Origin of the sequence: Thiohalocapsa marina, assembly GCF_008632335.1 — a bacterium.
Lineage (GTDB): Bacteria > Pseudomonadota > Gammaproteobacteria > Chromatiales > Chromatiaceae > Thiohalocapsa > Thiohalocapsa marina.
Map to the genome: position 1 here is coordinate 80,719 of NZ_VWXX01000002.1, position 26,843 is coordinate 107,561.

Annotated in this window: 21 protein-coding genes; 17 read left to right on the forward strand and 4 right to left on the reverse strand. The window is 61.1% G+C overall.

What is annotated here, in order from left to right; translation table 11 throughout:
- Window positions 1–27: 27 nt before the first annotated feature.
- The 4 genes from F2Q65_RS01865 to F2Q65_RS01880 all read right to left on the reverse strand — a co-directional run bounded on the left by F2Q65_RS01865 (window position 28) and on the right by F2Q65_RS01880 (window position 6,322).
- The gene (locus F2Q65_RS01865) at window positions 28–825 is read right to left on the reverse strand and encodes a sulfotransferase (RefSeq protein ID WP_150089844.1); all 798 of its coding nucleotides are present in this window, start codon (window positions 823–825) and stop codon (window positions 28–30) included.
- A gap of 5 nt (window positions 826–830) precedes the next feature.
- Window positions 831–1,820 carry a glycosyltransferase family 2 protein gene (locus F2Q65_RS01870; protein WP_170265442.1) on the reverse strand — a complete coding sequence of 330 codons (990 nt, stop codon included), beginning with the start codon at window positions 1,818–1,820 and terminating at the stop codon, window positions 831–833.
- A 32-nt stretch (window positions 1,821–1,852) separates the two neighbouring features.
- Complete coding sequence (locus F2Q65_RS01875) at window positions 1,853–2,611, reverse strand: hypothetical protein (RefSeq protein ID WP_150089848.1); 759 nt, start codon at window positions 2,609–2,611, stop codon at window positions 1,853–1,855.
- Window positions 2,612–2,689: 78 nt separating this feature from the next.
- Window positions 2,690–6,322 carry a glycosyltransferase gene (locus F2Q65_RS01880; RefSeq protein ID WP_150089850.1) on the reverse strand — a complete coding sequence of 1,211 codons (3,633 nt, stop codon included), beginning with the start codon at window positions 6,320–6,322 and terminating at the stop codon, window positions 2,690–2,692.
- 354 nt (window positions 6,323–6,676) lie between these two features.
- On the opposite strand from F2Q65_RS01880, the gene F2Q65_RS01885 reads away from it, so the two are divergent.
- From F2Q65_RS01885 to F2Q65_RS01960, 17 genes are all read left to right on the forward strand, one after another.
- Entirely contained in the window at window positions 6,677–7,510 is an 834-nt protein-coding gene (locus F2Q65_RS01885) for an ABC transporter permease (protein ID WP_150089852.1), read from the forward strand.
- A 6-nt stretch (window positions 7,511–7,516) separates the two neighbouring features.
- Complete coding sequence (locus F2Q65_RS01890) at window positions 7,517–8,269, forward strand: ABC transporter ATP-binding protein (protein ID WP_150089854.1); 753 nt, start codon at window positions 7,517–7,519, stop codon at window positions 8,267–8,269.
- A gap of 123 nt (window positions 8,270–8,392) precedes the next feature.
- A complete protein-coding gene (locus F2Q65_RS01895) occupies window positions 8,393–9,073 on the forward strand; it encodes an O-methyltransferase (RefSeq protein WP_281290972.1) in 681 nt (226 codons plus the stop codon).
- 1,275 nt (window positions 9,074–10,348) lie between these two features.
- Window positions 10,349–11,389 (forward strand): glycosyltransferase family 2 protein, encoded by a 1,041-nt coding sequence (locus F2Q65_RS01900; RefSeq protein ID WP_246155918.1) that lies wholly within the window; start codon window positions 10,349–10,351, stop codon window positions 11,387–11,389.
- Between the two features lie 4 nt (window positions 11,390–11,393).
- The gene (locus F2Q65_RS01905) at window positions 11,394–12,119 is read left to right on the forward strand and encodes a class I SAM-dependent methyltransferase (protein WP_150089858.1); all 726 of its coding nucleotides are present in this window, start codon (window positions 11,394–11,396) and stop codon (window positions 12,117–12,119) included.
- Window positions 12,120–12,163: 44 nt separating this feature from the next.
- The gene (locus F2Q65_RS01910; RefSeq protein ID WP_211353921.1) at window positions 12,164–12,589 is read left to right on the forward strand and encodes a GtrA family protein; all 426 of its coding nucleotides are present in this window, start codon (window positions 12,164–12,166) and stop codon (window positions 12,587–12,589) included.
- Between the two features lie 208 nt (window positions 12,590–12,797).
- The gene (locus F2Q65_RS01915) at window positions 12,798–15,047 is read left to right on the forward strand and encodes a YfhO family protein (protein ID WP_150089862.1); all 2,250 of its coding nucleotides are present in this window, start codon (window positions 12,798–12,800) and stop codon (window positions 15,045–15,047) included.
- Between the two features lie 263 nt (window positions 15,048–15,310).
- The gene (locus F2Q65_RS01920) at window positions 15,311–17,356 is read left to right on the forward strand and encodes a glycosyltransferase (RefSeq protein ID WP_150089864.1); all 2,046 of its coding nucleotides are present in this window, start codon (window positions 15,311–15,313) and stop codon (window positions 17,354–17,356) included.
- A gap of 46 nt (window positions 17,357–17,402) precedes the next feature.
- Window positions 17,403–18,311, forward strand: coding sequence for a glycosyltransferase family 2 protein (locus tag F2Q65_RS01925; RefSeq protein WP_246155919.1), 909 nt, complete (start codon window positions 17,403–17,405; stop codon window positions 18,309–18,311).
- The gene (locus F2Q65_RS01930; RefSeq protein WP_150089866.1) at window positions 18,308–19,399 is read left to right on the forward strand and encodes an SDR family NAD(P)-dependent oxidoreductase; all 1,092 of its coding nucleotides are present in this window, start codon (window positions 18,308–18,310) and stop codon (window positions 19,397–19,399) included. The genes F2Q65_RS01925 and F2Q65_RS01930 overlap by 4 nt, the downstream gene beginning before the upstream one ends.
- A gap of 2 nt (window positions 19,400–19,401) precedes the next feature.
- Window positions 19,402–20,355 carry an NAD-dependent epimerase/dehydratase family protein gene (locus F2Q65_RS01935; protein ID WP_150089868.1) on the forward strand — a complete coding sequence of 318 codons (954 nt, stop codon included), beginning with the start codon at window positions 19,402–19,404 and terminating at the stop codon, window positions 20,353–20,355.
- A 61-nt stretch (window positions 20,356–20,416) separates the two neighbouring features.
- The gene (locus tag F2Q65_RS01940) at window positions 20,417–22,009 is read left to right on the forward strand and encodes an aminotransferase class I/II-fold pyridoxal phosphate-dependent enzyme (protein WP_281290973.1); all 1,593 of its coding nucleotides are present in this window, start codon (window positions 20,417–20,419) and stop codon (window positions 22,007–22,009) included.
- Between the two features lie 123 nt (window positions 22,010–22,132).
- Window positions 22,133–22,279, forward strand: a complete 147-nt coding sequence (locus F2Q65_RS19360) for a hypothetical protein (protein ID WP_170265444.1) — start codon at window positions 22,133–22,135, stop codon at window positions 22,277–22,279.
- A 122-nt stretch (window positions 22,280–22,401) separates the two neighbouring features.
- Window positions 22,402–23,409, forward strand: coding sequence for an NAD-dependent epimerase (locus tag F2Q65_RS01945; RefSeq protein ID WP_150089870.1), 1,008 nt, complete (start codon window positions 22,402–22,404; stop codon window positions 23,407–23,409).
- Window positions 23,409–24,764 (forward strand): oligosaccharide flippase family protein, encoded by a 1,356-nt coding sequence (locus tag F2Q65_RS01950; RefSeq protein ID WP_150089872.1) that lies wholly within the window; start codon window positions 23,409–23,411, stop codon window positions 24,762–24,764. Before F2Q65_RS01945 ends, F2Q65_RS01950 begins: the two co-directional genes overlap by 1 nt.
- Window positions 24,761–25,714, forward strand: a complete 954-nt coding sequence (locus F2Q65_RS01955; RefSeq protein WP_150089874.1) for an FkbM family methyltransferase — start codon at window positions 24,761–24,763, stop codon at window positions 25,712–25,714. The genes F2Q65_RS01950 and F2Q65_RS01955 overlap by 4 nt, the downstream gene beginning before the upstream one ends.
- The gene (locus tag F2Q65_RS01960) at window positions 25,711–26,841 is read left to right on the forward strand and encodes a glycosyltransferase family 4 protein (RefSeq protein WP_150089876.1); all 1,131 of its coding nucleotides are present in this window, start codon (window positions 25,711–25,713) and stop codon (window positions 26,839–26,841) included. The genes F2Q65_RS01955 and F2Q65_RS01960 overlap by 4 nt, the downstream gene beginning before the upstream one ends.
- The last annotated feature ends 2 nt before the right edge of the window (window positions 26,842–26,843 follow it).

Consider the following 26,843-nt stretch of genomic DNA (forward strand, 5'->3'; position numbering starts at 1 on the left):
GCGAACCTCCATCACTGCGGGGCGGCGTCAGCCGGCGATGTAGCCGAATGCGCAGAGCGCCTCTGTGCCGGCCATCTCGAGTTGCCTCAGGATGGATGGCTCGACCCCATGCCAGCGGCCGATGGACGCCGGCGCACTGACCAGTTGCATACATGCCGGGCACAGGCTCTGCGGCAACTGCGCAAACCGCAACACCGAATCCACCGTCGGCGCGGAATCCATGCACAGATCCTCGAAACGGACGCGCAGATAGCGTCGGGTCAGCCGCGCCTGTCCGTATCCGGCCACCATCAGATTGACGCGATTCCAGTAACGCATCGCAGCAAGCGCCGGAGTGCCGTCGTCTGGCGCCTCCAGACCGAGAATGGGCGCATACAGCGCAGGCTGGTTCTGGTTGGCAGACAGCGCCATGTCGCGACCGTCGCGCACCACATGGATAAAGCGCAGCCCGGGCAGGAGCTCCGCTAGCCAGGGAAGCAGGAGCATGCTGCGGGGGTTCTTCCAGCCCCAGGCCTGGTGCGCCGGTGTAATGCCGGCGACGTGGCGTTGCAGCGCGCGCGCCAGGTCATCGCCCATCGCCGACGGCGGGGGGCCGTCATCGCGCAACCAGTGATGCAGGGCCTTGGCTGCCCAGCGATCATAGAGTCCGACGAAGGCCAGCGCGTCACTGGAAGCATTGAGCTCGCCACCCATGAAACAGCCGGCCCGCATGAGGATGTCAGCCACGACGCGGGTACCGGACCCGCCGACAGCGCCGATGACGATGGGTCCGGGCCGATCATCGGTCGCCGCGGGAATCACCAGGCCTGATTGAGGTACTTTCACGGCAGCTAGGCTGCGATGCCAGCATCAGATCGGCCCGCACTGACGGGTGCCTCCCCTTGCATGTCGATGCTGCCCCGGATGCGATTGGCCGTGAATGCCGCGGCATAGGCCCGGTGCAACAGCTGCGTCGAGAGCTTGTCCAGCGGCAGATCGACGCGACTGCGTTCGGTGGCGAATCGGTCGAGCTTGCGCCCGGACTGCATCAAGAGATCGAAGCGTGGCTCGATCAGCCGCCACTCCGCCTCGATGCCTTTGAGCTGCGCCCAGGCCTGGACTTCCCGTTGCGGGTGCAGGGTTGCGAATACCTGGTTTGAACGTCCCTGGAGATAACAGCGTCGGCAAAAGTCGTCGAAGCTGAGCGTGCGCATCATGTAGCTGATGGCATTGGCGTTGTAGATGACGCGCAGTCCCACGGAGCGCAGCCGGTAGCCGAGCTCGATATCCTCCGCACCGAAGCGGAATACCGGATTGAAGACGCCGTGCTCCAGCAGCAGCCGCCGCTTGCAGGACGAGCGTCCGCCCCAGAAGAAGCTGTAGTCCAGTTTTGCGTCGTGTTTGAGGTGTGGATAGTAGAAAAGCTGGCAGCCTACCTCGGTGACATAGCGCATCAGGGGCGAACGACCAGGCCCAGCCGCCAGACCGGTGAAGCCAAGGACGGCATCCGCGACCGCCGGGTGGCGCTGATGGGTCTCGTAATGGGCCTGTAGGCAGCGGCTGTCGAGCACGTCGTCGTCGTCGACAAACACCACGATCTCGCCTCGGGCGAGACAGACACCATGGTTTTTGGCGGCGGCCAGCCCGGAGTTGTCCTGGTAGGCGTAGCGGAGACGGAGCAGGTCGGCGAACCGCTCGGCGACGGCCGCGGTCTGGTCGGTGGAGCCGTCGTCGATGACGATGACCTCGAACTGCTCGCGCCCCAGGGTCTGTGCGCACAACGCACCCAGGGCGCAGCCAAGCAGGCTGGCCCGATTGTAGGTGCAGAGGATTGCGCTCACCAAAGGGGCTGACTGACTGGTTGCGTCGTTGGTTAGCCGCATGTGCCATCTCCCGTGGCGGCCCTGGCCTGTGGGAACCGATATGTCTCCAGGGCAACCTGGCTGGCGTCGTAGGTGAGGTGCTGCCGTGCGGCAAGATAGGCGTCCATCGCCCTGGCCGTTTCCTGGTAGTCGTAATGGGTCACCGGCTTGCGCAGTGCGTGCCGGACGGGACAGGCGTCGATGATGCCGAGCCGCAGGTCGTTGGCCTCGAGCAAGGCGGGCCAGACGAAATCGAGGCCCCAGCCCATTGGCGCCTGTTCGTCGAATGGAAGCAGCAACGGATAGGCCGGCGGCGCGATGCAGAAGACGGGGCCGATCTCGACGAAACGGGTGGTCCGGCCCGCGATGCCGACCAGCTGGGCAACGAAGTAGTGGTCGATGTAACTGTCATGGGTGCGGGCCGGTTGGGCCAGGGCCAGGTCGAGTTGCATCTGCCAGCGCAGGAACTCGTTCAGCCAGTGCGGCGGCAACTCCACGTCATCGTCGATGACCAGGATGAAGCTGTAGTCGTTCGGGTTGACGTCACGCAGCAGCCTGTTGAGGAGCTCGAATTTCGGCACCGGTTGTTTGAGCGCAAGGGCGGTGGATGTCCGCAGCGCCGTGGGGGGAGTCCGGGCGCCAATCGAGGCCCAGCGCAGGTCCACCGACCAATCCGATGACCCGAGCAAGGATTCGCTGATGGTGGTGGCATGGTTTGGCACATCCGCAAGAAAGACGCCGATTGCCAGCACGCGTCCGTTATTCTGCATTGGCATTACCTGATATGCGACTGCTGCGACTGCTGCGACTGTGCTCGACCGGGCCGGCCCGGGCGTTGGCAGTCGGTGTTATCCGGCCGTCTCGGGTTCGAGAATGGCTTGAATGCGTTCCGTCAAGGCGGCAGGAGAGTATTCGCGTTCGAGCAGCGCTTTGCCCTGCGTTGACAGCCGAGTCCAGAGCGCGTCGTCGGACAGCAATCGCATGACTGATTCGGCGAACGCTTGCGGGTCATCCGCGATCATGGCATCGACTTCGTGCTCCAGGCCCATGCCTTCGGCGCCGATGGAGGTGGTGACCACAGGCAGGCCGTAGCTGAGGCTCTGTCCGATCTTGCCTTTCATGCCGGCGCCATGGCGCAGGGGCGACACGAACACGCGCGCCGCCTGAAAGAACGGATCAACATTGTTGACATAGCCGACCGGCTCGATCTGCCTTGATCGCATCCGCTGGATATTGCGCGGCAGATCGCTGCCAACGATGACGAATCGGACCGTCGGCATCCGTTGATGGATGAGCGGCAGGATGTCGTTGATAAAATACAGCACTGCGTCGACGTTCGGCACATGATGGAAGCTGCCGATGAAGAACAGATCTCGCCGATCTGTTAACGGGCTCACGCTATGCGAAACGCGGTGGATGTTCGGCAATACCGCGACCCTTGTGTCCGGGGCTTCGGCGAGCAGTCGCTGTCGCTCGGTCTCGGTGATGGCAATGGTGATATCCGCGGACCTGGCGCCGGCGATCTCGATGCTCTTGTAACGCGCCGCGGTCTCGCTGGCGGTCGCGGGGTCTTCGCTGAACTCGACACCGCGCTCGAGTCGCACCCAGTGAAGATCCACCGTGTCGTAGATGACCGTTGCCTGCGGGGCAAACGCACGGACCATTGACAGATAGGCCTCGATCTGCTCCGGTCTGGATATCCAGACCCATCGGTACCGCTGACCTTCTGTAGCAAGGAGACGGCGCGCGGATTCGCGCCCGATTGCCACCCGGATGCCGCTGGCCTCGAGGGCCCGTTCGTAGGCCGCGTCTTCAGCCTGCCGGTCGCCCACGAAGTCGAGGGGATATCCTTGTTCCCGAAGGATCTCGATGAGCATGTTCATGCGGTACGAGCCGGAATCGCGGTCCGGTGTCGGCGGCTTCCAGTCGATGACCAGCATGCGATCCGGCGGCAGGGGGTCGTCTGCGGGGTAGGCGCTCCAATCGGGGGGAGCGATGTCGTCCGCCTCGACATCTGCGGCTTCGCTCATGTGCGCGGCTTGCGCGGCTTGCGCGGCTTGCGCGGTTTGCGCGGCTTGCGCGAGTGCGTCGCTGCCTGGCTCCGGCCGAGGCCGTCGACCCTCGAACTGGCCATGCAGCAGGAAGTGTTCCAGGGGGTTGGCGTCGCGAATGTCCGGGTAAGCGGCCAGATACCATTCAGTGCTGAACTGCGGGCTGGGATCATGCCCCTGCGCAACGCCGTTTGCGATGTAGTCCACGAGGGGGTTCCTGCCCGAGGCGGCCACATCCGGGTACTGTTGCATGTACCAGGAAGAGTCGAACCAGGGGTTCGGGTCGAGGCCTTCAGCACCGCCGCGGCGCAGAAAATGCAGAAAGGGGTTTTCGTTGGCCTCGAGCCCCGCAGGTTCCTGGGCGCGATACCATGATGGATCGAACAGCGGCGTGGGGGTATGACCCGCGGCGATACCATGCTCGATGAAGTGCAGCAGCGGATCGCGTGGATCGCCGTAGGGATCCATGTAGGTGGAGATGTACCACTCGGTGTCGAACAGCGGATGCGGTTTGCGTCGTTGCAACCAGCCGCGGGTCTGCCAATGCACGATGGCGCGGAACCCGCGCGCGGCGACGTCCGGGTGCATCCACAGGTAGAGCGTGTCATCGAACAACCCGGATGCCAGCACCCGCTTCGCCTCTGCGCTCATGCGCAACTTGCGCGGAAGACCGGCCGTCAGCAAGAGCCAGAGGATCTTCGGCGCGGCAATGCCGAGCCGGGTGAGCCTTGGCAGGGCCTGCTCCGTGCGCAACATGCGGTCGCCGATCTGCCAGGTGACGCTGCTCTGTATCGTATTGAGCCGCGTGAGCAGCATGCGTCCGGATGTGATTGCGCGGTGAAGCTTCTGCCTGGCATCCTGCAGGCGAAGGCTGGTTTCACGTTCCCGGCGGGCCATCTGCTGGATGCTTGCTTGCAGTTCCTCCACCTGTTGCTCGGCCCGGCTCGCCCGGTCTCGGAACTCGGCAAGTTCGTACGCCTGCCGGCGGCTGTGCTCTTCGGCTTCCAGCAATTGCTGCTTGTGCGCAGCCGAATCGCCGGACAGGGCCCCGGACTGCAACAGGTGCGCCATGTCCCGGCGGATCTCCTCGAGGGCCGCCGTGCGGGAAGCAAGGCCTTGAGCGCTGAGCGCCTGGCTTTGTTCGAGTTTTTCTGCCACGTCGGTGAGCAAGGCCTGCTGCTCGAGGCCGCGCTGCATCAGATCCTCGAGACGCGCTTCGAGGAACTGTTGCAGCCCGTGGGTCGAGTCAGGGCGTTGTGCATATAGTGCGGTTCCGTCGTAGGCGCGGCCTTGACTCGGCGTTGCTTCGGGACTGTCGTCCACGATTTCAGCCAGGCTGGAGAGGATAGCGAGCTGATCCTGGGCGGATTGTTCAAGGTCGGCAATTCTCTGGCGGGTTGGCGCGAGGTCGGCGCCATTGGCATCGTGTGTGGCGGTCATGCTGTGTTCCACCGCTGAAAGTCGGTCGTCCAGTTCGATCATTGTCTTCCGGGCCGTGAACAGGGCTTCGGCCATTTCCCTGGCTTCCGTTTCTGTGCACTTCAGAGTTGGGCCGAAAACGTCACAGCCTTGTTCGAACTCTGCGGCCGCATCGGAAAGGCGGCAGATGGGCTCTGCTGTGTCCGGGTCTTCACATAAAATCCGAAGCGCGCCATAGCTGTCAGCGACCCACTTTGGTACTTCTTGGTCGGTCATGGGTGCGTCCGGCTCAACCGAGTGATGTCGCTCAGAAGAACATAGAAAACGGTCGATTTCCAGTTCCGAGGTTGAGGACAGGCTCGTCCAGCCGAGATCCAGTCGATCGGAAATGCGCCCGGCAAGCGAGCGCCAGTCCGCCAGCAGGTTGTCGTATTGGACAAATATGCGCGCCAGGTGGCGAGAACCCAGTTCTGCGTCGACTACATGCCGGAGCCAGAGGAGCAGTGACTTCGGCCGGCTGAACGCGTCGCGCGCCTCGAGGGACGCCGCGACCTCGAGCGGATTGCGTACCGGGATGATCGCCTTGACGTCCGTATTGAACCGGTGAAGGGCGTCGAGCCAGAACGGCAGAAGCCGGCAAATTCTGGGGTCTTTCAGCACGAACAGTCCGGCGTCGGAAAAATGGGCGGCCAGGAGTTCCGCCGCGCGTGCCCTGAACGCCTCGGCCTCGGGCGAGCTAAACCAGTCCTGGCGGACCGGCCGCCAGTCATCCCAGGACGTACCGGCGGAATCCAGGATGCTGTCGTTCAGGGCCTGGAAATCGAGGGATTCCCAGAATCCCCTGGCGTTATTACCCTCTACGGGGGGCATCAGGTTGGACGGCAATGCCGCGCCGAGCAGGTTGAGAAAGCGGGTGATTGCCGACGTGCCACTGCGGTGCATTCCGAGTACCAGCAGGCAGGTACGTCGATTGTTGCTTGCAGCCAATGGTTCGCTGGAATTGTCACTCATGTTCGGGAACTGGGTCACCCTTGGGACTGCCTGGGCTGTCGGTGATTGATGCGTGCTCTACCCACCAAGGTGGGCTGCGAGGAACCTGGCCATAGTCGGTGGTCGCGCAGGAGGCATGGGCCCCTGGGCGCTGCTCCGGTTCGCTGAATTGCTTGTCCAGTTGCGGCGGGGCACTCTGTTTGACCACAGACGTTGCGGACACTGTGCGCCGCCCACACCATCGCACGTATGATACTATACGCGATTGCGGTGACGTCCGTCGGTCCGCCATGCTGCGTGAAGACCTTATGTGAGTCAGGGTTTATGCCCGACGTGACCTGGCCGTCGGTACCCATGCAAGGTAAGGAGACATGGATGCGCGAACACGTCGGAACGGGCGCCCCCGGGGGCATTGCTGCCGGCAGCCAGTGGCAACGGGCGCTTGGCGATGTGGTCGCGGGCGCAGCCAGGTTCTCTCTGTGGTCGCTTTTGGGTTCGAAGGAAATTCGGCAACGGTACCGACGGTCCAGACTTGGGCCGCTCTGGGTGACCCTTTCGATGGGTGTGACGGTGGGCGCGCTTGGTTTCGTGTACGGTGCGCTGTTTGGCCAGCCGCTTGAAGCATACCTGCCCTTCCTTGCCGCCGGATTCGTGGTGTGGGGACTGATCTCCGGGCTGGTTCTGGATGGTACCAAGGCGTTTACGGATTCAGACGGGATGATCCTGCAACTGGCGGCCCCTCTTTCCGTTCACGTTTACCGGGTTGTCTGGAGCAACCTTCTGATTTTTGCTCATAATATCGTGGTTTTCCTGATTGTGGCGGCTTGGTTCGGGGTCTTGCCTGGCTGGCATGTACTCTACGCCGTGGCGGGCGTGGCCATCGTCCTGCTCAATGGCGTCTGGCTCGGTCTGTTCCTCGGGACCGTCTGTGCGCGATTTCGAGACGTGCCCCAGATTGTCGCCAGCGTCGTACAGATCCTGTTCTTTATCACCCCGATTTTGTGGCGGCCCGAAATGCTTCCCGACCGTGCGCTGTTCTTGGGGCTGAATCCCTTCTATCACTTTGTGGAGCTCGTGCGTGCGCCACTGCTTGGGGGTGTGCCTGAGGCCACGACGCTGGCCGTCGTTGCGCTGGTGACGCTCGGCGGCTGGCTGGTCACCTTGATGGCGTTTGCGCGTTACCGCTGGCGTATCGCCTACTGGGTCTGACTCGCCATGGCGCGGATTGATCTCGATGGTGTGAGTGTGACCTTCCCGATCTACGACAGTCGGCGTCGGTCGCTGAAAAACCGGCTCATAGCGGCAGGCACAGGAGGCCGTATCGAATATCGCACGGCCTCGGAGACGGATATCGAGGCCCTCGCGGATGTATCTTTCGCCCTTGCGGACGGCGCTCGCGTGGGCCTCGTTGGTCATAATGGGGCTGGGAAGTCTACGCTGCTAAGGGTGTTGGCCGGGATCTATGCGCCCTGTTCCGGCACCATCCACGTGCAGGGACATATCGCGCCGCTGTTCGATATTTCACTCGGGATTGATCCCGAGGCGTCGGGCTACGAAAATATCCTGATTCGCGGCCTCTTCCTTGGTCTGTCCAGACGTGAGGTCAAGGCCAAGACAGAAGAAATTGCCGAGTTTACCGAGTTGGGCTCGTTCCTCGACTTGCCCGTGCGTACTTACTCGACGGGCATGCAGCTGCGCCTAGCGTTTGCCGTCGCTACGGCGATCGACCCCGAAATATTGCTGATCGACGAGGGCATCGCCGCCGGCGACGCGGCATTTCTGGAGAAAGCGAATGCCCGATTGCGCGCGTTCGCAAGCAAGGCTTCGATCATTGTCCTGGCGTCGCACGCGAACCAGCTCATCCGCGAGATCTGCGACAGCGCCATCTTGCTGGAGCAAGGCCGCGTGCTGATGCGGGGGCCGGTAGAAGAGGTGCTTGCAGCTTACGAGGCCCGTCGGTCAAAGTAGCATAAGCCACGCAATCGTGGTGGATATCGAGAAAGCGACGATTTTTCAAGCATCCTGCCCAAGAATCTGCACGAAACCACGGTCGACGCGGTTTCCGCTTGCGACCAACTCCACGGGGGCCTTGTGAGCAATACAAAAAATACAAGCCTTGTCGACGAATTGTATTCCGATCTTCCGAGGGTACACCAAGAGCTTGGGAACCCTGAGGGCGGTGTATGGCGGACCGAGCGATCATGCTACGAATTCATTGCGGCCCGTTGCGGCCCGGAATCACGGACCCTTGAGACGGGGCTCGGTGTTTCGACGATGTTGTTCGTTCGACTCGGCACAACCCATACCAGTATCGCACCATGGGAGTCTGAGATCGCCAGCCTGAAACGCTATTGTGAGGAGCGTGGAATAGCGCAGGATAGGCTCGAGCTAATCCAGGGCTTCAGCGATGAAGTCCTGCCGACCCTGCCGAAGGACGAGCTCGATCTTGTGCTGATTGATGGTGGCCATGGTTTTCCGACGCCGATCATAGACTGGTATTACGCTGCAGGGCGCCTGCGTAATCACGGCGTTTTGGTGATTGACGATGTGCAATTGCCGGCAGTGCAGATGCTGCTGGCCTTTCTGGATGCCGACCCGCGCTGGACGCGGATCGAAACGACGCCGAAGTGGGTGGCCTACCGGCGAGACAGCGAGGGGACGCTGCAAGAAGGACACGAAAAACAGGATTTCTTGGGTGAGTCGAGGATGTGGACTCATTCGGCCCCGCGAACGCGCATTTTTGACCGACTCCGCCTGAATAAGAAAACCTGACAGCGCAGGTGGGCATACAATGGCCGGCTCGGCTTTCTCGCGCCAGAGACGAAGGATATTTCAGCACTTCCTGTAGGAGTCTTGACGCCCCGGTGCAGGCAAGACCGCGATGTCGAGTTCAGCAAAATGGGCCCGTAGTGCCTCCCTGTCCGGCACGGATTTGACTGTAACCCGATCGGCGGCACGCAGTGCCGAGCATAGAAGCCGATTGTCACGTTCCGCCATGCAAATCCCATGTCCAAAGACTCCGCTGGGATCCTTGCTATGAAGGCAGCTGCAGTCATCGACCTGGACGATGATCGCCACATGCGGAGCTTGGGCGTGCACTATCGCCTGATAGTGCTCTGTAAGTTCCGGTCTTCCCACTAAAGCGATTTTGTACCTATCTCCATATACTTGTAAGTGCCGAATCAGTTCCTGCTGCCCTTGAGGTTGAGAGTGGCCGAATATCCCCACTCGCCTGGGGTAAAGCTTGCCTAGATGCGGCGCCGCTGACACAAAGGTGACATGCAAATCCTGTCGGGTCAGGAACCCGTGCAGGGACCGGGTTCGGTCCGTGATTTCAATGCCGGATGCGCTGAACCTTATGTCATCGATCAAAAGCGCGAAGCTGGGACCTGGATACGAGTGTTCTATTCCATCCGCCGGCAGGATGGTGCGCGAAGAGATACGGCTGAGTGGTGCCATGAGCGTATGACGGGCACGGTCGGTAACAATTCTCGGTGTCTGGCTATGTAATATTCGCGAGAGCCGCAGCCTCAGGCGGCCCGTCACGGACAGACGACGGACAACATTGTAAATGACTGACCTCCAGCGAACCGGTTGCAACTCTGATCCTCGTCTGTTAGGGATTGCTTGGGCGGCTCCTCTATGTTACACCACTACTGAAGAAGGCGGACTGCCCCGATAGCGCTGATTAGCTCGCTATCATTGCCAGATGCATGCTTGTAAATGCGCCGGTTGATTTTGCATGCCTCGTTCGCGACAGAAATCCGCTCCAATCATGGCGGCCTCATATGCGATAAATGAAAGAGCACGGAAACTGCGCACTCACTCCAGGCTCGGGCTACGTCTGGAGTGCCAACAACCGGGAATCTCATGCCGGACTTCTGTGCAGCAGTCGCTATGACCAGTCAACGCCCCACCACCAAATGCACAAGAGCGTGCTGGCAGGACAAACTGCGCAGAGGCAGAACCTTCCTGTATCGAGACTTCATGCTCGGTTCGCATTGATTCAATGCTGTCATTGAGCCTGGTAATGGAAACCTAACGATTATGGCCGATATGTTCCACTCAGGTGCAGGGTCAAGATGTACTCTGAATGCCCAGCACGCCGATTACCAGAATGTGCAGCAAGAAAGATCTGTTACGCGACATCCGGTCGTGAGCCTGTCGCTGGTTGTTCCGGTTTTCAATGAGTCGGAATCTATCGGTCTTTTTCTGCGGGCCGTTCGTCAGGTCTTTGATGCGTGCCCATCCATAAAGTACGAGCTTGTTTTCGTGAACGATGGAAGCACTGACGATACATTGGATTCATTGCTAGTGGCGCAAGGGGAAGACCTTCGAATCCGAATTATTGAGCTCAGTCGTAACTTCGGAAAGGAGGCTGCGCTCAGCGCGGGTCTAGAGGCGGCTACTGGCGACGTGATTGTCCCGCTTGACGTTGATCTACAAGATCCTCCGGAATTAATCCTCGACATGATTGTATTGTGGCGTCAGGGATTTGATGTAGTGCTAGCCCATCGACAGGACCGTCGCTCCGATTCTTGGGCAAAGCGCATGTCAGCGATCTTATTTTACCGCATTCATAACCGTATCGCAGACCCCCAGTTGCCCGAAAATGTTGGTGACTTTAGGCTCATGGACCGAAGCGTCGTCGAGGCGCTAAAGCAGCTTCCAGAGTCGCGACGATTCATGAAAGGGTTATTTGCTTGGGTTGGATTTCGCACCACTGCCGTAAATTACGTTCGACCAGAGCGCCAGGCCGGGAGCTCGAAGTTCAATGGCTGGGCGTTGTGGAACTTCGCCCTTGAGGGTATGACCAGCTTCAGCACCGAACCATTACGCATCTGGACTTACCTTGGTATCTTCGTTTCCTTTATGGCGTTTATCTATGGTCTATTCATCATCGCACGTGTCGTTGTACTGGGAATCGATGTCCCTGGCTATGCTTCACTCATGGTGGCTCTATCATTTCTCGGCGGGGTGCAACTGATTGGCATCGGAATCATCGGTGAGTACTTGGGACGCACTTATATCGAATCCAAGCGACGCCCGGTCTATATTGTACGAAATATTTTCGAGCGGAAAGATTGAGGCAATGGACGTTAAAGAACTGGCCATGCTTGGCGAAGAGGTAGACCATCATTGGTATTATCGTGCGAAAGCAAAGGCAATGATGGCATACCTTGGCAAAGCGAGTCCGGAGCTTGTGCTCGACGTTGGTGCTGGCTCGGGCTTCTTTAGCAAATATCTCCTCTCCCACACATCTGCAGCTCAGGCGTTATGCGTAGACATTAACTATGAACGGGAAACAGATGTTCTCGTGTGCGGAAAAAAAATAAGTTATCGGCGCTCTGCCGAGGATCTGGAAGCAGATCTGGTTTTGTTTATGGATGTCCTTGAGCACGTTGATGATGATGTCGGCTTGCTGAGGAGCTATGTTGAGAATGTGCCAGCCCAGACGCGATTCTTGATTTCAGTTCCCGCGTTCCAGTGGTTGTGGAGTGGCCATGACGAGTTTCTGGAGCATAGGCGGCGCTATACCCTCCAGGGTCTCGAAGCAATAGTAGCGAAAAGCGGGCTCGTACCAGTTCAGGGAGCCTACTTCTACGGTCTATTGTTGCCCATTGCCGTGGTACCCAGGCTTCTTCAGAAGTTGAACGTGAATCACGATGGTCCGCGAAATCAACTCAAGAGACATCATCCCTATATTAATAAGCTGCTTGAGTTTGTATGCGATATAGAGTTGCCGCTTATGCGTCATAATCGGATCGCAGGGCTGACCGCATTTTGCCTGGCCGTAAAACCCACCCCGAAGGTCTGAAGCGACTTCGATTGCATGCCAAGGGCGTTATGAGTTCAATTTCCATGGCAAAACGTTTCATGCGTTTTGCTTCTACCGGTGTGTTCGTAACCTTTCTGCATGCGATTACCGCAGAATTAACCATTACAAATCATGTTTTTCGGCCGCCCGTGGCAAACGGGGTGGCTTTCGTAGTGGCAACGATTGCCTCCTATTACATCAATACAGCCTGGAGCTTCTCAGGCGCGTTTCGCGTGGATACGCTGATCAGGTTTACTGTCGTGACCACAATAGGCTTCATGGTGGCGATGGCGGTAGCGACGGTAGTCGATAACATGGGTGCAAGTCATCGATGGGGTATATTTGCCGTGGCCGTAACCTTGCCGCCGTTAACCTTCCTGTTGCATTTCTTCTGGACTTATCGACAGCTAAGTCAGCCGACTGACAGAATATTAAATCGGAGAATTCGTCTTCCCGGTAGGCGGTTTTGATGGCATCGAGGCCATCATGGCGGGACGAAAAGGAGTAGGGCCTTGGGCTTTCCCGGCGGCAGGCCATCTACCCTTTGTTAATCGCCGACTTTAAGGGCCTCTCCAGGGTTGGTGGTCCGTGTAAGTTCAGCGTTATCCGGTAGTCTGCGTACCGCAACTCGCCCTAGACCGCTCTCGTAACGATGTGTTAGTGCAGGACAGAATTTCAATGGAAAAAGTCGACGTCAAAGGTGCGCTCCTTAAGCTGCTCGTTTGCCCTGCTGATGCGAAGCGAGATGTCTTTTTCCTGGTCTTAATGTGGTTGATTGCATCTTGGCCCTGGCTTCTCGGGGTTAACCTGATACCCCATGATTCGATTACATTCTTCTATCCGCAGATACGGTTCGTTGTCGATTCAATCCTACTTGGTGACTTGCCATGGTGGAATCCGTACCAATTTTCTGGTGTGCCAGTATTCGGCGATCCGCAGGGGATGCTGTTTACACTTCATACGATAGTTGGTCTGATCCTCGGTAAATCATACAGCTTGCGTGTGTTTGAGGCCATTACTTTTATTCAGATTCTCGTGGGAGGATTATCAATATATGCGCTAGGTTACTCACGTGGAATTCCCCGAGTATGGCTACTACTCGGAGCTGTGGTCTTCATGTTTGGCGGCGTGGCGACCGGGCGATTACAACATGTATCCCAGATTATCTCGTACAGCTGGCTGCCGGTTTTGCTCTGGTTTCAATTGGTGCATATGCGACGGCAGAAGGTCACCAATGCCGTAATTTTTGGGGTAGCCTTAGCATTCTGGGCAGCGAATCCGAATCAAGTAGTTTTTCTAGGGTTTGGCTTGTTGCTTCTCGTGGCGGCCCATCAGATCATGTCTAGGGGGCTTGATCGCAGACTCGCGGTAATGTATGCGCTATCATTTGGCATCATGTTGGTGCTGCTGTTCCCGTTATATGCAGCCATCTTTGAGGTGATCCAACTGTCGGTTCGGGGTGGCTTGGAAATTGGCGAGTCGAAATGGGCGTCTTATCCGTGGCATGTCTTCATGACTTTATTCATGCCGGGCCTCTACGGGAATCTATCAGGTCAGGTTTGGGCACCGACAGATATTACCCAGGATTTTCTTTACGTTGGCGCATTGCCAGTCCTGATGCTGCTTTTTGCGCTTTTTCGTCGTGAGTGTTGGAGTCAATGGACATTGTGGGCATTGATAGTGGCACTTGCATTTTTTTTCCTGTTTTCTCTCGGGTTGAATTTTCCTCTTTATGCCTTCCTGTGGGCCCATGTTCCTGGATTCGATTTTTTCAGAAGGCCCGCCGATGGTGCGTACTTTATTAATATTCTACTCGCATTGGGACTCATTGAAGTTGGGAGGCAGTTTCGCCGACAAGCAACCAACGGTCAAAGGCTCTTCGAGGTGGGCTTAGTCACGGGATTAGGCCCCTTAACTGTGGTAGGCTTGATCCTGATCTTGTTGCCGATGGCGCTAATTGGGCTGGGTGCGGCTGCGGAGTCAAAAGGGGCATTGCAGTCGGCCGTTTCCAGTTATGCAGGCCTTTCCGTTCGGGTAACTCTTCTCTTTCTTGCCGTATGGGTGTGCATACGCTTGGTATCAAGCAGACGGGCGAAACCCCCGACGGCCATCTATCTTCTTCTTTTGGTGGCGATACTTGATATTGCGCTCACGGGCAGGTACTACGGTCATTTTGCAGTGGCCGTGGACCGCCATCCTCTCGGGGCCAGATACGCGAACGGCTCAGGACTCGCTACTGGGGGTATCGATGAGTGGTTGAACGCAGAGACCGCTCCGGGAAAACGGGTCGAAATTGTTGGTGGGATCAAGGCGATGGGACATTCCAGTGCGGTGAGATGGTTCCAGACCCAAGGCTCAAACCCTCTGAAACTTGCGAATTATTCGGCCGTCTTGGGGGCTTATGAATTGATCAGCGAGCCAAGAAAGTTTCCATCGAATACCGATGGGGCGTTCGACTGGCGGTATGATGTCTTGGGCTTGGATTATGTGGCGTTCTATAACTGGACGCTTCAGCCGAATTCCGGCTCAGACGCAAACACACAAGCCATCGACTACCACTCCGCGTTGGTCGCGCATGGTGCAATATTGGTGTACAAAGACGACGAATACCAAGTCTGGACCCGGCCCGGGAAAAATCTATGGTTGTCGATTATTTACCCCTCTGCTGCAGGTGCTCTCCTGCCTGCTCCGTGCCGCCTCGACCATTACTCAAACGTGGGCGTGGATGTCACTTGTACGAATGTTGAAGGCGGCACACTTGTGCTCGGAGAGGTGTATGCGCCAGGTTGGTCGGCGTGTGTAAATGGGTCACCAGTCGATGTCCTGCCTTATAACGATGTCTTTCGATCGGTTAAGGTCCCTCAAGGCGATGCATTGATAGAATTTCGGTATCAGCCGATTCCGTTCATGCGTTTTAAAAGTTGTTGATGCGTGAGGCCATCGCGTGCTGGCATTAGCGCTCCAAGTGGGTCTCGAGGATCTGGTCTGCGAGATCAGTACATGATGTTGTTTTGGGCCGAGTTGTTCGCCTTGAGCGGAAAGCGCGGTGCAATAGACTCTCGTTCTGTGAAAGGGTGTGCAGGTGTCTGAAAACTGCTTGGAGTTTACCTCGGTCCTGGAGCCATTAGTAGCTCAGCGATTCTCGTAAACAATGATTTTTACGGCTAAGTCAAGTGATTGGTTGCTAGGACTTGGATATTAGACGCTTCGTACATTCATCCTTCGGGTTATCTGTTCTTTGCTTTGTTCGAACACTTGCGTTTGAAGGGTGGTCCGGCTTTTGGAGAAGGCTGTATTCACGATCCCTGATTGATACGGATGCCAGTGGGGTCCTTTCGTCGACAGGCGACCGCAACGAAGATTGTGTGAAGGCGTCTGCGGAACATGGCGAGACCGTCGGGGTTTCGATCTTGCTGATTGTAACGGGAAAGGTAGTAAGTTCAACTGCTTGTATCGAAGCGGTACGGTCTCAGGTAACTCAAGCGCATTTCGACCTGTTTCTTGTTCAGTTTCATAACGCGCACCTAAGGTGGTCTTATCTGCCAGATTCGACTGGTCTGAATGAGGTTCCACTTCCTGAGTTTTCAATCGAGGCAGATCTTCTGGCGCATGACGCACCTTGGTTAAGTAGCGACGTTGTGGTGCTTCTGGAAGATACGGTGGTGGTTCAGCCTGATTGGCTGGGGGCGCTTGTACATACCTTTGAAAGGTACGAACGTGCGGGTGTGGTAGGCTGTCAGGTTCTGTACTCAAACGGTAAGATGGAATGCGCACCGAGTCAAGATTGGGATTGTAGTAGGGGTGCGCTGTCAAGCGATCCTCGACATTCGCGAAACACGTTCGTGACTGACGCCGACCAGATCTGCGGAGATGTTTTTGCGGTTCGCCGCGAACTATTTTCTGGTATTGGTAGTCTGCAGGCGGTTTTGACGTCTTCTTTAGTGCGGTGCCGGGAGCTGATTCGGTTGGCGAGGCTAGAAGGTTATCTTGTAATCTATCAGCCCGAGGCTAAAGCAGTTTTGATGAACCAGGGGCTGAGCGGCAACGCAGGGCTCGATGATCGCGATTGGCTATCTCGTGGGTCTCATTCGGGGCCGGACACGGATATTGATTCCGGGCTCGCCGAGGGATTGCTCGACCGGATACCCGGCAGATTACAAGTACTTGTGGTTGACAAGTATATGGTCCGGCCGGATCGGGATTCTGGTTCATTGCGGCTGGAAAACATCCTACGTCTTTTGCGCGAACTTGAGTGTGATGTTACCTTCGCGGCACTCAATCTGGAGGCACCGGAGCCATACGTAAGCCGGCTACAACTGCTTGGTGTTCAGGTACTGTGTCGACCCTTCTTTTCCTCTGTGAAGAAGTACATGGAAAAGAGCGGTCACTGTTTTGATGTCGTGATTCTATGCCGAGCTGATGTTGCTTCAGCTCTTATGTCCACCGCGAAACGGTTCTGCAAGAATGCGCAGGTCGTTTTCGACACGGTTGATCTGCATTATTTGCGGGAATTCCGGTTGGCCGATCTAAGGAAGGATCGTCTGAGTAGACTTCTTGCGGAGTTACGACGGGGGCAAGAGTTGAGCCTGATTGCGCAGGCTGACAAAACCTTCGTTGTGAGCCCGGCCGAGGAACGCTTGCTGGCGAGGGAGGCTCCGCTCGCGAATGTTCGTGTGGTTTCAAATATACATAATGTGTATGGCCGGCGCAGGTCCTTTTCCGATCGGCGAGATTTGCTCTTTATCGGAAATTTCGTACACCCTCCGAATGTCGATGCGGTTTGCTGGTTCGCTGAGGAGGTGTTCCCTTTGGTTCTGACGCGGAGGCCGGAGATCAAGTTGTTGGTCATTGGTTCGCAGGCCCCACGGAAGATACTTGCGCAACAGTCGTCGAATATCGAGGTTAAGGGGTTCGTGCCAGATGTCGTGCCCTACTTTACGCACTGTAGGCTATCAGTCGCTCCGCTACGATACGGTGCCGGGGTCAAGGGCAAAGTCAATCAGAGTCTCGCACATGGACTGCCCGTTGTGGCAACGTCGGTAGCGGCTGAAGGTATGTTCCTGGAAGACGGTGTGTCGGTGCTCGTCGGTGATGATCCCGCGCGTTTTGCCGACCAGGTGTTGCGTGCATATTCCGACGAGGCGTTGTGGACTCAGCTCTCTGATGCGGGGTTGGCCGTGATGCAAGAGCACTTTGGCTTCGCTTCAGCGCGGCGGGTACTGGCTGAGCTGGTATAATACCCTCAGTGCTCTGGGAGGTTGCGATCATCGTGGTACGACGTCCGTGTCACCGAAGCTTGCCGTAGTCATCGTCAATTACAACGCGGGCTTGCTGCTGACGAAATGTGTGTCGAGTGTGCTGGCAGACGAGGTCGGTGCCGAGATAATCGTCAGCGACAATGCCTCCACCGACACCAGTCTGGCGTTGCTGCGTGATCAGTTTGGCGATGACCCGCGACTCTCCATCCTTGAGAACGGCGCCAATCTGGGCTTTGCGCGCGCCAACAATGTCGCCCTCGGCCATGCTTGTGCCCCGTATGTCTTGTTTTTGAATCCGGACTGCCTGGTCGCGCCCGGGGCGCTCGAGCGCATGCTGCGCTTCATGCAGGATACGCCCAAGGCGGGCATGGCCGGCTGCGTGGTGCGCAATCCGGACGGCAGCGAGCAGGTGGCCAGCCGGCGGGTGATTCCGGATCCGTGGATCGGGCTGGCGCGGGTGTTGCGCGTTGAGCATGTCTGGCCCAGCCTCCTGGCGGGCAAGCGTCTGGATCGCACGGACGAGCCCTTGCCGGAGGGGCCGGCCGAGGTGGAGGCCATCTCCGGCGCCTTCATGCTGGTGCGCCGCGAGGCGCTGGAGCAGGTGGGCCCGCTGGACGAGGGCTATTTTCTGCACTGCGAGGATCTGGACTGGTTCGTGCGCTTCCGCCAGGCCGGCTGGAAGATCTATCTGGTGCCGGATGCCGAGGCGGTGCACTACAAGGGCGCGTGCAGCACCCGGCGGCCGCTGGCGGTGCTGTGGCACAAGCATCGCGGCATGGGCCGCTTCTTTCGCAAGTTCCAGTTCGACCGCTATCCGCTGCCGCAGAGCCTGCTGGTGCTGCTGGGCATCTGGGCGCATTTTGCGCTGGTGTCGTCCGCGTTTGCGCTGCGCCGTCTGGCGGAGCACCTGCTGGAGCGGGTGCGGCGGCGATGACAACCCCGGACCTGAACCGCGCCTTCTTCGACGGACGCCGGGTGCTGGTGACCGGCGCCACCGGCGGCATCGGCCGTCGGCTGGTGGCGGCGCTGCGGCAGGCCGGCGCCCAGGTGACGGTGCTGACGCGCTCGCCCGCGCGTGCCGCGGCGCTGTGGCCGGATGCCGGCGTGCGCGTGCTGGTCGGTGATCTGACGGACGCCGCCTCGCTGGCTGGCGCCTTCAAGGGTGCCGACGCCGCCGCCGGCTTCGATCTGGTGTTTCATCTGGCCAGCCACGCGCCGCCCCCCGGCCGGCGCGACGTCTATCAGGATCCGGCCCACTGGCCGGTCACGGCCGAGGGCACTGGCCACCTGGTGGACGCGGCGGTGGCCGCGGGGGTGCAACGCCTGGTGTACCTGAGCAGCGTCAAGGCGATGGGCGATATGGCGGGTGCGGGCGACACGCCAGCGGACGAGTCCACGCCCGCGGCACCGGACAGCCTGTACGGCCAGGCCAAGCTGGCGGCGGAGCAGCGGGTGCTGCAGGCGCGCCGCCACGGACTGCATGTGGCCGTGCTGCGCCTGCCCATGGTCTACGGTCTGGGCGGGCAGGGGAATCTGGCGCGGATGATGCGAGCCATTGCTCGGCGGCGTTTCCCGCCCTGGCCACCGGTGGCCAATCGCCGTTCGGCGGTGCATGTGCAGGACGTGGTGCGGGCGGCGCTGCTGGCGGCGTCGGACCCCCGGGCCGACGGCGAGACCTTTCTGGTCACCGACGGGGCGGAGTACGCCACGCGCTGGATCTATGAACGGATGTGTGTCGCCCTGGGACGACCGGTGCCGCGCTGGTCTCTGCCGCTTTGGGCCTGGCGTCTGGCGGCGGGGCTCGGCGCCGTGGCAGAGCGGCTGAGCGGGCGCGCCATGCCGCTGACCCCGGACGCCCTGGGCAAGCTGACGGGCAATGCCTGCTACAGCGCCGACAAGATCCGGCGCCAACTGGGTTTTGTGGCGCGGCATCGCCTCGATGACGAGATTCTTCACATGGCGGCGGAGCATGCCAGCGCCCGGGCCGGGGGGCGGCGTCAGATGACGGCGACGAAGGGCTGACCATGCGCTATCTGGTGACTGGGGCAAACGGCTTCATCGGACGCGCCCTGTGCGATGCGCTGCGGCGGCGGGGGTGTCAGGTCAGCGCGCTGCTGCGCCGGCCCGCCGAGGGGCCGTGGGACCGGCAGATCATCTGCGATCTGGCCGGCGAGCGCATTTCCGCCGACTGGCTCGCCGACATCGACGGCGTTTTCCATCTGGCCGGCATCGCCCATGTGCTGGACGAGCCCGGTGACGACCCGGACGGCTACCAGCGGGTCAATGTCGACGGCACCCGGCACCTGCTGCGGGCGGTGGAGGCCGCCGGCGTGGGCCGGGTGGTCTTTTTCAGCAGCGTCAAGGCGGCCGCCGATCCGCCGGACGAGTGCGTCGACGAGACCTGGGACGCGCCGCCCACGGATGCCTACGGCCGCTCCAAGCGGGCCGCGGAGCGCTTGCTGCTGGCGCGCGCGGGGCCGTCGCTGCACGTCTGCGTGTTGCGCCCGACCCTGGTCTACGGGGCCGGGGTCAAGGGCAACCTGCGGCGCATGATCGACGCGGTGGCGGAAGGCCGTTTTCCGCCGTTGCCCGACCTGCGCAATCGCCGCTCCATGGTCGGCCTGGATGATCTGGTCGAGGCGGCCTGGCTGGGGATGACCCGCGATGCGGCCAATGGCCGTATCTATATCGTCGAGGACGGCATCGACTACGCCACCCGGGACCTCTACCTGGCCATCTGCCAGGCCCTGGGGCGGACGCCGCCGACCTGGACGCTGCCGTTGCCGCTGCTGACGGTGGCCGCCCATCTGGGCGATCTGCTGTCTTTTGTCGTCCGGCGCCGGATGCCGTTTTCGTCCCCCGCGCTGGAGCGCATCCGCGGTTCCGCCTGCTACCGTTCACACCGGCTGCGGCAGGAACTGGGCTGGGCGCCGCACTCGAACTTCTACGACCTGCTGCCGGACATGCTGGACAAGTAGGGGGCCGAACTCCCATCATCCGTCCAATCCATCCGCTGAACCCCTCTGCCGGAGAACGCCCGTGAGTCTGGTCAAGCATCTCGTCCTGGACATCCCCGTCATCGTCGATCTGTGGCTGGATGCGCCGTCCGCAGCCGATACCAAGGCGCTGTGGCAACGCGCTGAGGCCGGCGACGCCCGGCTGTGGGTGGCCGCCGGCGCGCTGGCCGAGCTGGAGCGCGCGGCCCGGGGGGCGTTCGCTGGCCGGGGCCTGGCGCCGGAGGAGATTGGCCGGACACTGGCGGAGCACATGGACGCGCTGTTCGACCGGGTCGAGGTGCTGAGCGCGCCGGGGTTCGAGCAGCCGGAGCTGTATCGGCGGGCCGCGGTGTTCGCCCAGGCGCAGATCGCCGCGGCGGCGCGCGCCTTGCAAGGCCAGCCGGCGTGCATCGTCACCAATGATCCGGCCTTCGACGCCCTGGGCGAGCTGGCCTGCCGCTCGCCGGCGCAGGCCCTGGTCTGGTTGCAACAGGGGCCGCAAGAGGACGAGGCTGCGCCCGCGGCGCCACTGCCGTTCATCGACCTGGCCGCCCAGCAGGCCGGCCTGCGACCCGCCATCGAGCGCGGCATCGAGACCGTGCTGCGCCACGGCCAGTATGTGCTCGGCCCCGAGGTGCAGGAGCTGGAGGCGCGTCTGGCCGCCTACACCGGCGCCGGCCACTGCGTGACCGTGGGCAGCGGCACCGAGGCGCTGCTGATCAGCCTGATGGCCCTGGGCATCGGTCCCGGCGACGAGGTGATCACCACCGCCTTCACCTTCGTCGCCACGGCGGAGGTCATCGTGCTGACTGGCGCCCGCCCCGTGTTCGTGGATATCGAGCCGGATACCTGCAACATCGACGCCGACAAGATCGAGGCCGCCATCACTCCCCGCACCCGGGCGATCATGCCGGTGTCGCTGTACGGCCAGCCGGCGGACATGGAGCGCATCAACGCCATCGCGGCGCGCCACGGCCTGCCGGTGATCGAGGACGCCGCCCAGAGCTTCGGCGCCGACTACCAGGGCCGGCGCAGCTGCAATCTGTCCACCATCGGCTGTACCAGTTTCTTTCCGGCCAAGCCGCTGGGGGGCTATGGCGACGGCGGCGCCATCTTTACTAGCGACGCCGACCTGGCCCGGGCCATGCGCCAGATCCGCGTGCACGGCCAGGGCGCGCGTTACGTGCACGAGCGCATCGGCATCTGCGGGCGCATGGATACCCTGCAATGTGCCGTGCTGCTGGCCAAGCTGGACCGGTTCGACTGGGAGGTGCAGCGGCGCCATGCCCTGGGCGCACGCTACAGCACCCTGTTCGCCGACCTGCCGGGGGTGGCCACGCCGGTGATCCGGCCCGACCGCAGCAGCGTATTCGCGCAGTATACGCTGCAGGTGGAGGCGCGCGACGCGGTGACCGCGGCCATCGGCAAGGCCGGCGTGCCCACGGCCGTGCACTACCCGATCCCGCTCAACGCCCAGCCCGCCTATCGCGATCTCGGCAACCCCGAGGCCACGCCGGTGGCGGCGGCGGTGGCCGCGCGGGTGTTCAGCCTGCCCATGCATCCTGACCTGACGGACGCAGCCCAGGCGCGCATCGCGGCAGCCGTGCGCGATGCCGTGATCGGCCTGACTGCCTGATCAGGAACCCGATCAGCTGTTGCACCGCCCCGTCGCCCCGCACCCCGTCGGCCAGCGTCCCGTCGTCGCGCACCCCGTCGTCCCGGCCGGGAAGCCGGGACCCATGCCAGGGATGGCAGGCCCGTGCATCACTCCGGCCTCAGCGGCCCCACCATCGCCGCCGTCCATGGCTTGGATTCCGGCTTCCCGGCCGGAATGACGGTGGCGATTTCAAACCGCCCTGCCGGCTGGAACGACAACTACCGCGCCAAGGTGGTATTCGGCCAGTGATTTATGCGCGCTCGCCCTGCCGGCGGCGGGTGCGCGGCTGAAAACTGGGTGTATTCATTATAGAATGTCAAGTTTGGCCTGACCGGCCGGCCCCGAGCCCATCCACCGGACATCCCCGCACCATGAAAGTCCTCGTCACCGGCAGCGCCGGCTTCATCGGTTCCGCCCTGTCGTTGCGCCTGCTGGAGCGCGGTGATCAGGTGCTCGGCGTCGACAACCTCAACGACTACTACGACGTCGGCCTGAAACAGGCGCGCCTTGCCCGCACCCTGCAACACCCGGGCTACACCGACCTGCGCCTGGATCTGGAAGACCGCGACGGCATCGCCCGCGCCTTCGCCGAGCACCGGCCGGAGCGCGTGGTCAACCTGGCCGCCCAGGCCGGCGTGCGCTACTCCATCGACAACCCGATGGCCTATGTCGACACCAATCTCACCGGCTTTGCGCACATCCTGGAGGGTTGCCGCCACAACGACGTCGAGCACCTGGTATACGCCTCCAGCAGCTCCGTCTACGGCGCCAACACCCGCATGCCGTTCTCGGTGCACGACAACGTGGACCACCCGCTGAGCCTGTACGCCGCCAGCAAGAAGGCCAACGAGCTGATGGCCCATACCTACAGCCACCTGTACCGGCTGCCGACCACCGGGCTGCGCTTCTTCACCGTCTATGGCCCCTGGGGCCGGCCGGACATGGCGCTGTTCAAGTTCACCCGCGCCATCCTCGCCGGCGAACCCATCGATGTGTTCAACCACGGCAGGCACCGGCGCGACTTCACCTACATCGACGACATCGTCGAGGGCGTGATCCGCGTGCTGGACCAGGTGCCCGCGCCCAATGCCGACTGGCGCGGCGACGCCCCGGACTCCGCCACCAGCAGCGCCCCCTACCGGCTGTACAACATCGGCAACAACCAGCCGGTGGAGCTGATGCACTACATCCGGGTGCTGGAACAGTGCCTGGGCCGCGAGGCGAAGAAGAACCTGCTGCCGCTGCAACCCGGCGACGTGCCCGACACCTACGCCGACGTCACCGACCTGGTCAGCCAGCTCGGCTACAAGCCCGACACCAGCGTCGAGACGGGCATCGCCCGCTTCGTCGAGTGGTACCGCGGGTATTACGGGGGCTGATGCTGGCGTTCGATGCCCTGTTCCGCGGAGGCGATCTGCGACGCAAACTGATCCGGGGCGGGATCGGCAGCGCGGTGGTTCAAGCAGGCAATCGGCTGCTGATGCTGTTGCTCGGCATTTTGCTGGCCAGGGGGCTGGGGGCTGAGGGTTACGGCATCTATGCCTATACCTTCGCGACCATGAGTCTGCTGATGGTGGCCGCCGAGGCGGGCACGCCGACGCTTCTGATGCGGGAGGTGGCGGCGGCCCACGGCCGAGACGACTGGTCGACGTTGCGCAGTTCCTTGCAGACCGGCGCCCTGTTTGTCGTGATGTCGTCCGCGTGCGTGACATCGGCCGGGCTGGTGATGCTGTGGGCGTTCGCCGGCACGGTTGGCCAGGCGGCGTTCTACAGCATGCTGCTGATGTTGTTCGTGCTGCCGCTCACTGCGGTTGCCAAGACGTTTGCGGCGGCCGTGCATGGTCTGCAGCATGTCGTGGCTGCCCAGGCAGTCGAGATGTTGTTGCGACCGCTGGCGGTAATCATTATTGCCGGTTGGCTGTTTTACCAATACCCCTCGTTGCGCCAGCCACAATTTGCCCTTGCCGCCCAGCTCGCGGCATCCGTTGTGGTCTTGGCCATGGCCGGTCTGCTGCTGTGGCGGGTGCTGCCCGCCAGCTGCAGAGGCGCGGCGCCCGCCGGCCGCGGACGGCGGTGGTTCCGGGCGGCAGTGCCCTTTGCGGTGATCGGTGCTGCCGGGGTCCTGAACAATCAGACCGATCTTCTGATGCTGGGCTGGTTCCGCGAGGCCAATGAGGTGGGTATCTATCGGGTTGCCATGCAGGGTGCCATCCTCGTGGCCTTTACCCAACAGGCTGCTGGTGCCGTAGTGGCGCCGCAATTCGCGCGCCTGTTTGCGCAGGCGGACCGGGATCGGCTGCAACGCCTGCTGACCCTGGCTGCGCGACTGGTAACACTGACGGCGTTGCCGCTCGCCCTGCTGTTCATCGTCGCCGGCGACGATATCAGCGCCTGGGTCTTTGGAGCGGAATTCGCCGACAGCCATCTGCCGCTCGCCATCCTGGCGTCGGGGCAGCTCATCGCCGCCGGCTTCGGGCTGGTCGGCCCATTGCTGACCATGACGGGACGGGAACGGTTTGTCGCTCGCACCTTGTGGCAGACTGCGCTGCTCAATGTGGCTCTGAACCTGGTCTTGATCCCCCTGTACGGCTCGGCGGGCGCGTCCATTGCATCGGCGGTCAGCCTTGTGGCGTGGAATTACATGCTGGGCCATCATGCGTGGACCCGGCTCGGCCTCCGTGCTGGAGCCTTCGGCAGGAGTCGCCCTGGTGTTGTTATCGGGTCGGAAAAATGACGAGCAGTAATTCCAGCAGTAAAAATCGCGTTGCCGTGAAATCACTTGAATACCCTGTCGTGCTTGGCGCGCTCAGGCTCCTTGCAAGACGACTCTACCCATTGCGCGGTACCGGCCTGCCGCGGATTGCCGAATATATTCGCATCAAGGTCGCCGGCTCCGCGGCACGTGGAGCCTGGCCGCATGATGTCTGGATCGACGATTTTTGCGGACACCTCCGATTCCGTTGCGATCTGTCCGAGCACATGGGCAGCCAGATCTTTTTTCGCGGCGCTTACTCGCGGGGACAGTTGTCCATACTGCGGCAATTGCTCAAGCCGGACTCCGTGTTTGTCGACGCGGGCGCAAACCAGGGCGAATTCACGGTTTGTGCTGCCAGCCTGACGCCGCTTGGCACCGTCCATGCATTCGAGCCCATGCCGGACCTGGTGCGCCGTCTGCGGGAGAATGTCGAGGCCAATGGCCTGGCGAATGTGCAGGTACATTGCTGCGGTTTGTCGGACGGTGAACGTTGCGAGGTGCCGATTTATGCCAGTGCCGCCGTCTATGTGGATGGCACCAGAAATGCTGGTCTGCCAACGATCTTTCCGTCGGACGAGCGAGATGCCGAAGTCGGGCACATCCACTTGGTCGACCTGGATCGCGTGCTGGGACAATCCGGTGTCGATGTGATGAAGATCGACGTGGAGGGGGCTGAACTTGCCGTCTTGAAGGGGGCGGCGGGCGTGATTGAAAACGCGCATCCCTACATCCTGTTCGAGGCGAATGCCGAGACGGCCCGCGCGGCGGGGTATGCGATCGAAGAGCTGTTTTCCTGGCTTGAGGCGCGTGACTACCGGCTTCGTCTGATCCTGCCCGACGGGGGGCTGATGGCGATCCAGCGGGACGCGCGGTTCGGCAATGTGCTGGCGGTGCCGAAAAGCCGGGCCGGTGAGGCCTTGGTGGCGTGAAGCTCTGTCTGGTCATCAACTCGTTGGGTGCAGGCGGTGCGGAACGGGTTGCCGTCACCCTCGCAGGTTACTGGGCCGAGCGGGGCTGGCAGGTTACGCTCGTGACCTTGTCCGACGACCGGGGCGACTTCTACGGCACGGGTGATCATGTCAAGCGCGTGGCGCTGGGTCTTTTTCATGACAGTGCGAATCCGCTCATGGGCCTGCTGAACAATCTGCGTCGGATCCGTGCGCTTCGTCGTGTGCTTGTTGCCGAGCAAGCGGATGTCACTCTTGGATTCATGCCCGTCTGTAATATTCTCAGTGGCCTGGCGGTCATTGGTACGGGCCTGGCCGTAGCGGGTTCGGAGCATGTGCACCCGCCAACCAGGCCGCTGACGTCTTACTGGGCCGGTCTGCGGCGGCTCGTCTATCCCCGCCTTGCCTTTGTGTCGGCGCCGACGCAACAAAGCGCTGACTGGTTGAAGCGCCATGCTGGTGTCAGGCGTGCGGCGATCATCCCCAATCCGGTCGCCTATCCGCTGGTGGCGCATGGCCCGGTCGTGGCACCGGAACGCGTCCTGCGGCAATGTCCAGGGCAGCGCACGCTGCTTGCCGTCGGCAGATTGGTCCATGAGAAGGGGTTCGATATCCTGATCGATGCGTTCGCCGCATTGGCCTCGAAACATCCCGCCTGGAGACTCGTCATCCTAGGCGAGGGAGCGCTGCGGGCGCAGTTAGGGCAGCAGATCGCGGCGCTGGACATCGCCGACCGGGTCTGTCTGCCCGGGGCTGTGGGCAATGTCGGCGATTGGTACCGGGCCGCGGATGCCTATGCCATGAGTTCCAGGCTCGAGGGCTTCGGCAACACGCTGGCCGAGGCATTGGCCTACGGTCTTCCGGCGGTTGCCCTGGATTGCGATGCCGGCCCGCGGGAGATTCTCCGGCAGGGGCAGGACGGGCTGCTTGTGCCGATGCATGATCGGCAGGCGCTTGTGGCCTCACTGGACAGGCTGATGAGCGATCAGGCGCTTCGACTCGCGTTGGGTCGTCGCGCGGTGGAGGCACGCGAACGGTTCTCGATCGAGCGCATCGCAGCTCAGTGGGAGACGCTGTTTCGCTCCGTGCCGCGGCGTTTGGCAGGTTGAGC

Excerpts from the sequence above, each read along its gene's own strand:
- F2Q65_RS01875 (WP_150089848.1), bottom strand. The coding sequence starts at position 2,611 with ATGCAGAATAACGGACGCGTGCTGGCAATCGGCGTCTTTCTTGCGGAT.
- F2Q65_RS01880 (WP_150089850.1), bottom strand. The coding sequence starts at position 6,322 with ATGAGTGACAATTCCAGCGAACCATTGGCTGCAAGCAACAATCGACGT.
- F2Q65_RS01885 (WP_150089852.1), top strand. The coding sequence starts at position 6,677 with ATGCGCGAACACGTCGGAACGGGCGCCCCCGGGGGCATTGCTGCCGGC.
- F2Q65_RS01890 (WP_150089854.1), top strand. The coding sequence starts at position 7,517 with ATGGCGCGGATTGATCTCGATGGTGTGAGTGTGACCTTCCCGATCTAC.
- F2Q65_RS01900 (WP_246155918.1), top strand. The coding sequence starts at position 10,349 with ATGGCCGATATGTTCCACTCAGGTGCAGGGTCAAGATGTACTCTGAAT.
- F2Q65_RS01905 (WP_150089858.1), top strand. The coding sequence starts at position 11,394 with ATGGACGTTAAAGAACTGGCCATGCTTGGCGAAGAGGTAGACCATCAT.
- F2Q65_RS01910 (WP_211353921.1), top strand. The coding sequence starts at position 12,164 with ATGGCAAAACGTTTCATGCGTTTTGCTTCTACCGGTGTGTTCGTAACC.
- F2Q65_RS01915 (WP_150089862.1), top strand. The coding sequence starts at position 12,798 with ATGGAAAAAGTCGACGTCAAAGGTGCGCTCCTTAAGCTGCTCGTTTGC.
- F2Q65_RS01930 (WP_150089866.1), top strand. The coding sequence starts at position 18,308 with ATGACAACCCCGGACCTGAACCGCGCCTTCTTCGACGGACGCCGGGTG.
- F2Q65_RS01935 (WP_150089868.1), top strand. The coding sequence starts at position 19,402 with ATGCGCTATCTGGTGACTGGGGCAAACGGCTTCATCGGACGCGCCCTG.
- F2Q65_RS01945 (WP_150089870.1), top strand. The coding sequence starts at position 22,402 with ATGAAAGTCCTCGTCACCGGCAGCGCCGGCTTCATCGGTTCCGCCCTG.
- F2Q65_RS01950 (WP_150089872.1), top strand. The coding sequence starts at position 23,409 with ATGCTGGCGTTCGATGCCCTGTTCCGCGGAGGCGATCTGCGACGCAAA.
- F2Q65_RS01955 (WP_150089874.1), top strand. The coding sequence starts at position 24,761 with ATGACGAGCAGTAATTCCAGCAGTAAAAATCGCGTTGCCGTGAAATCA.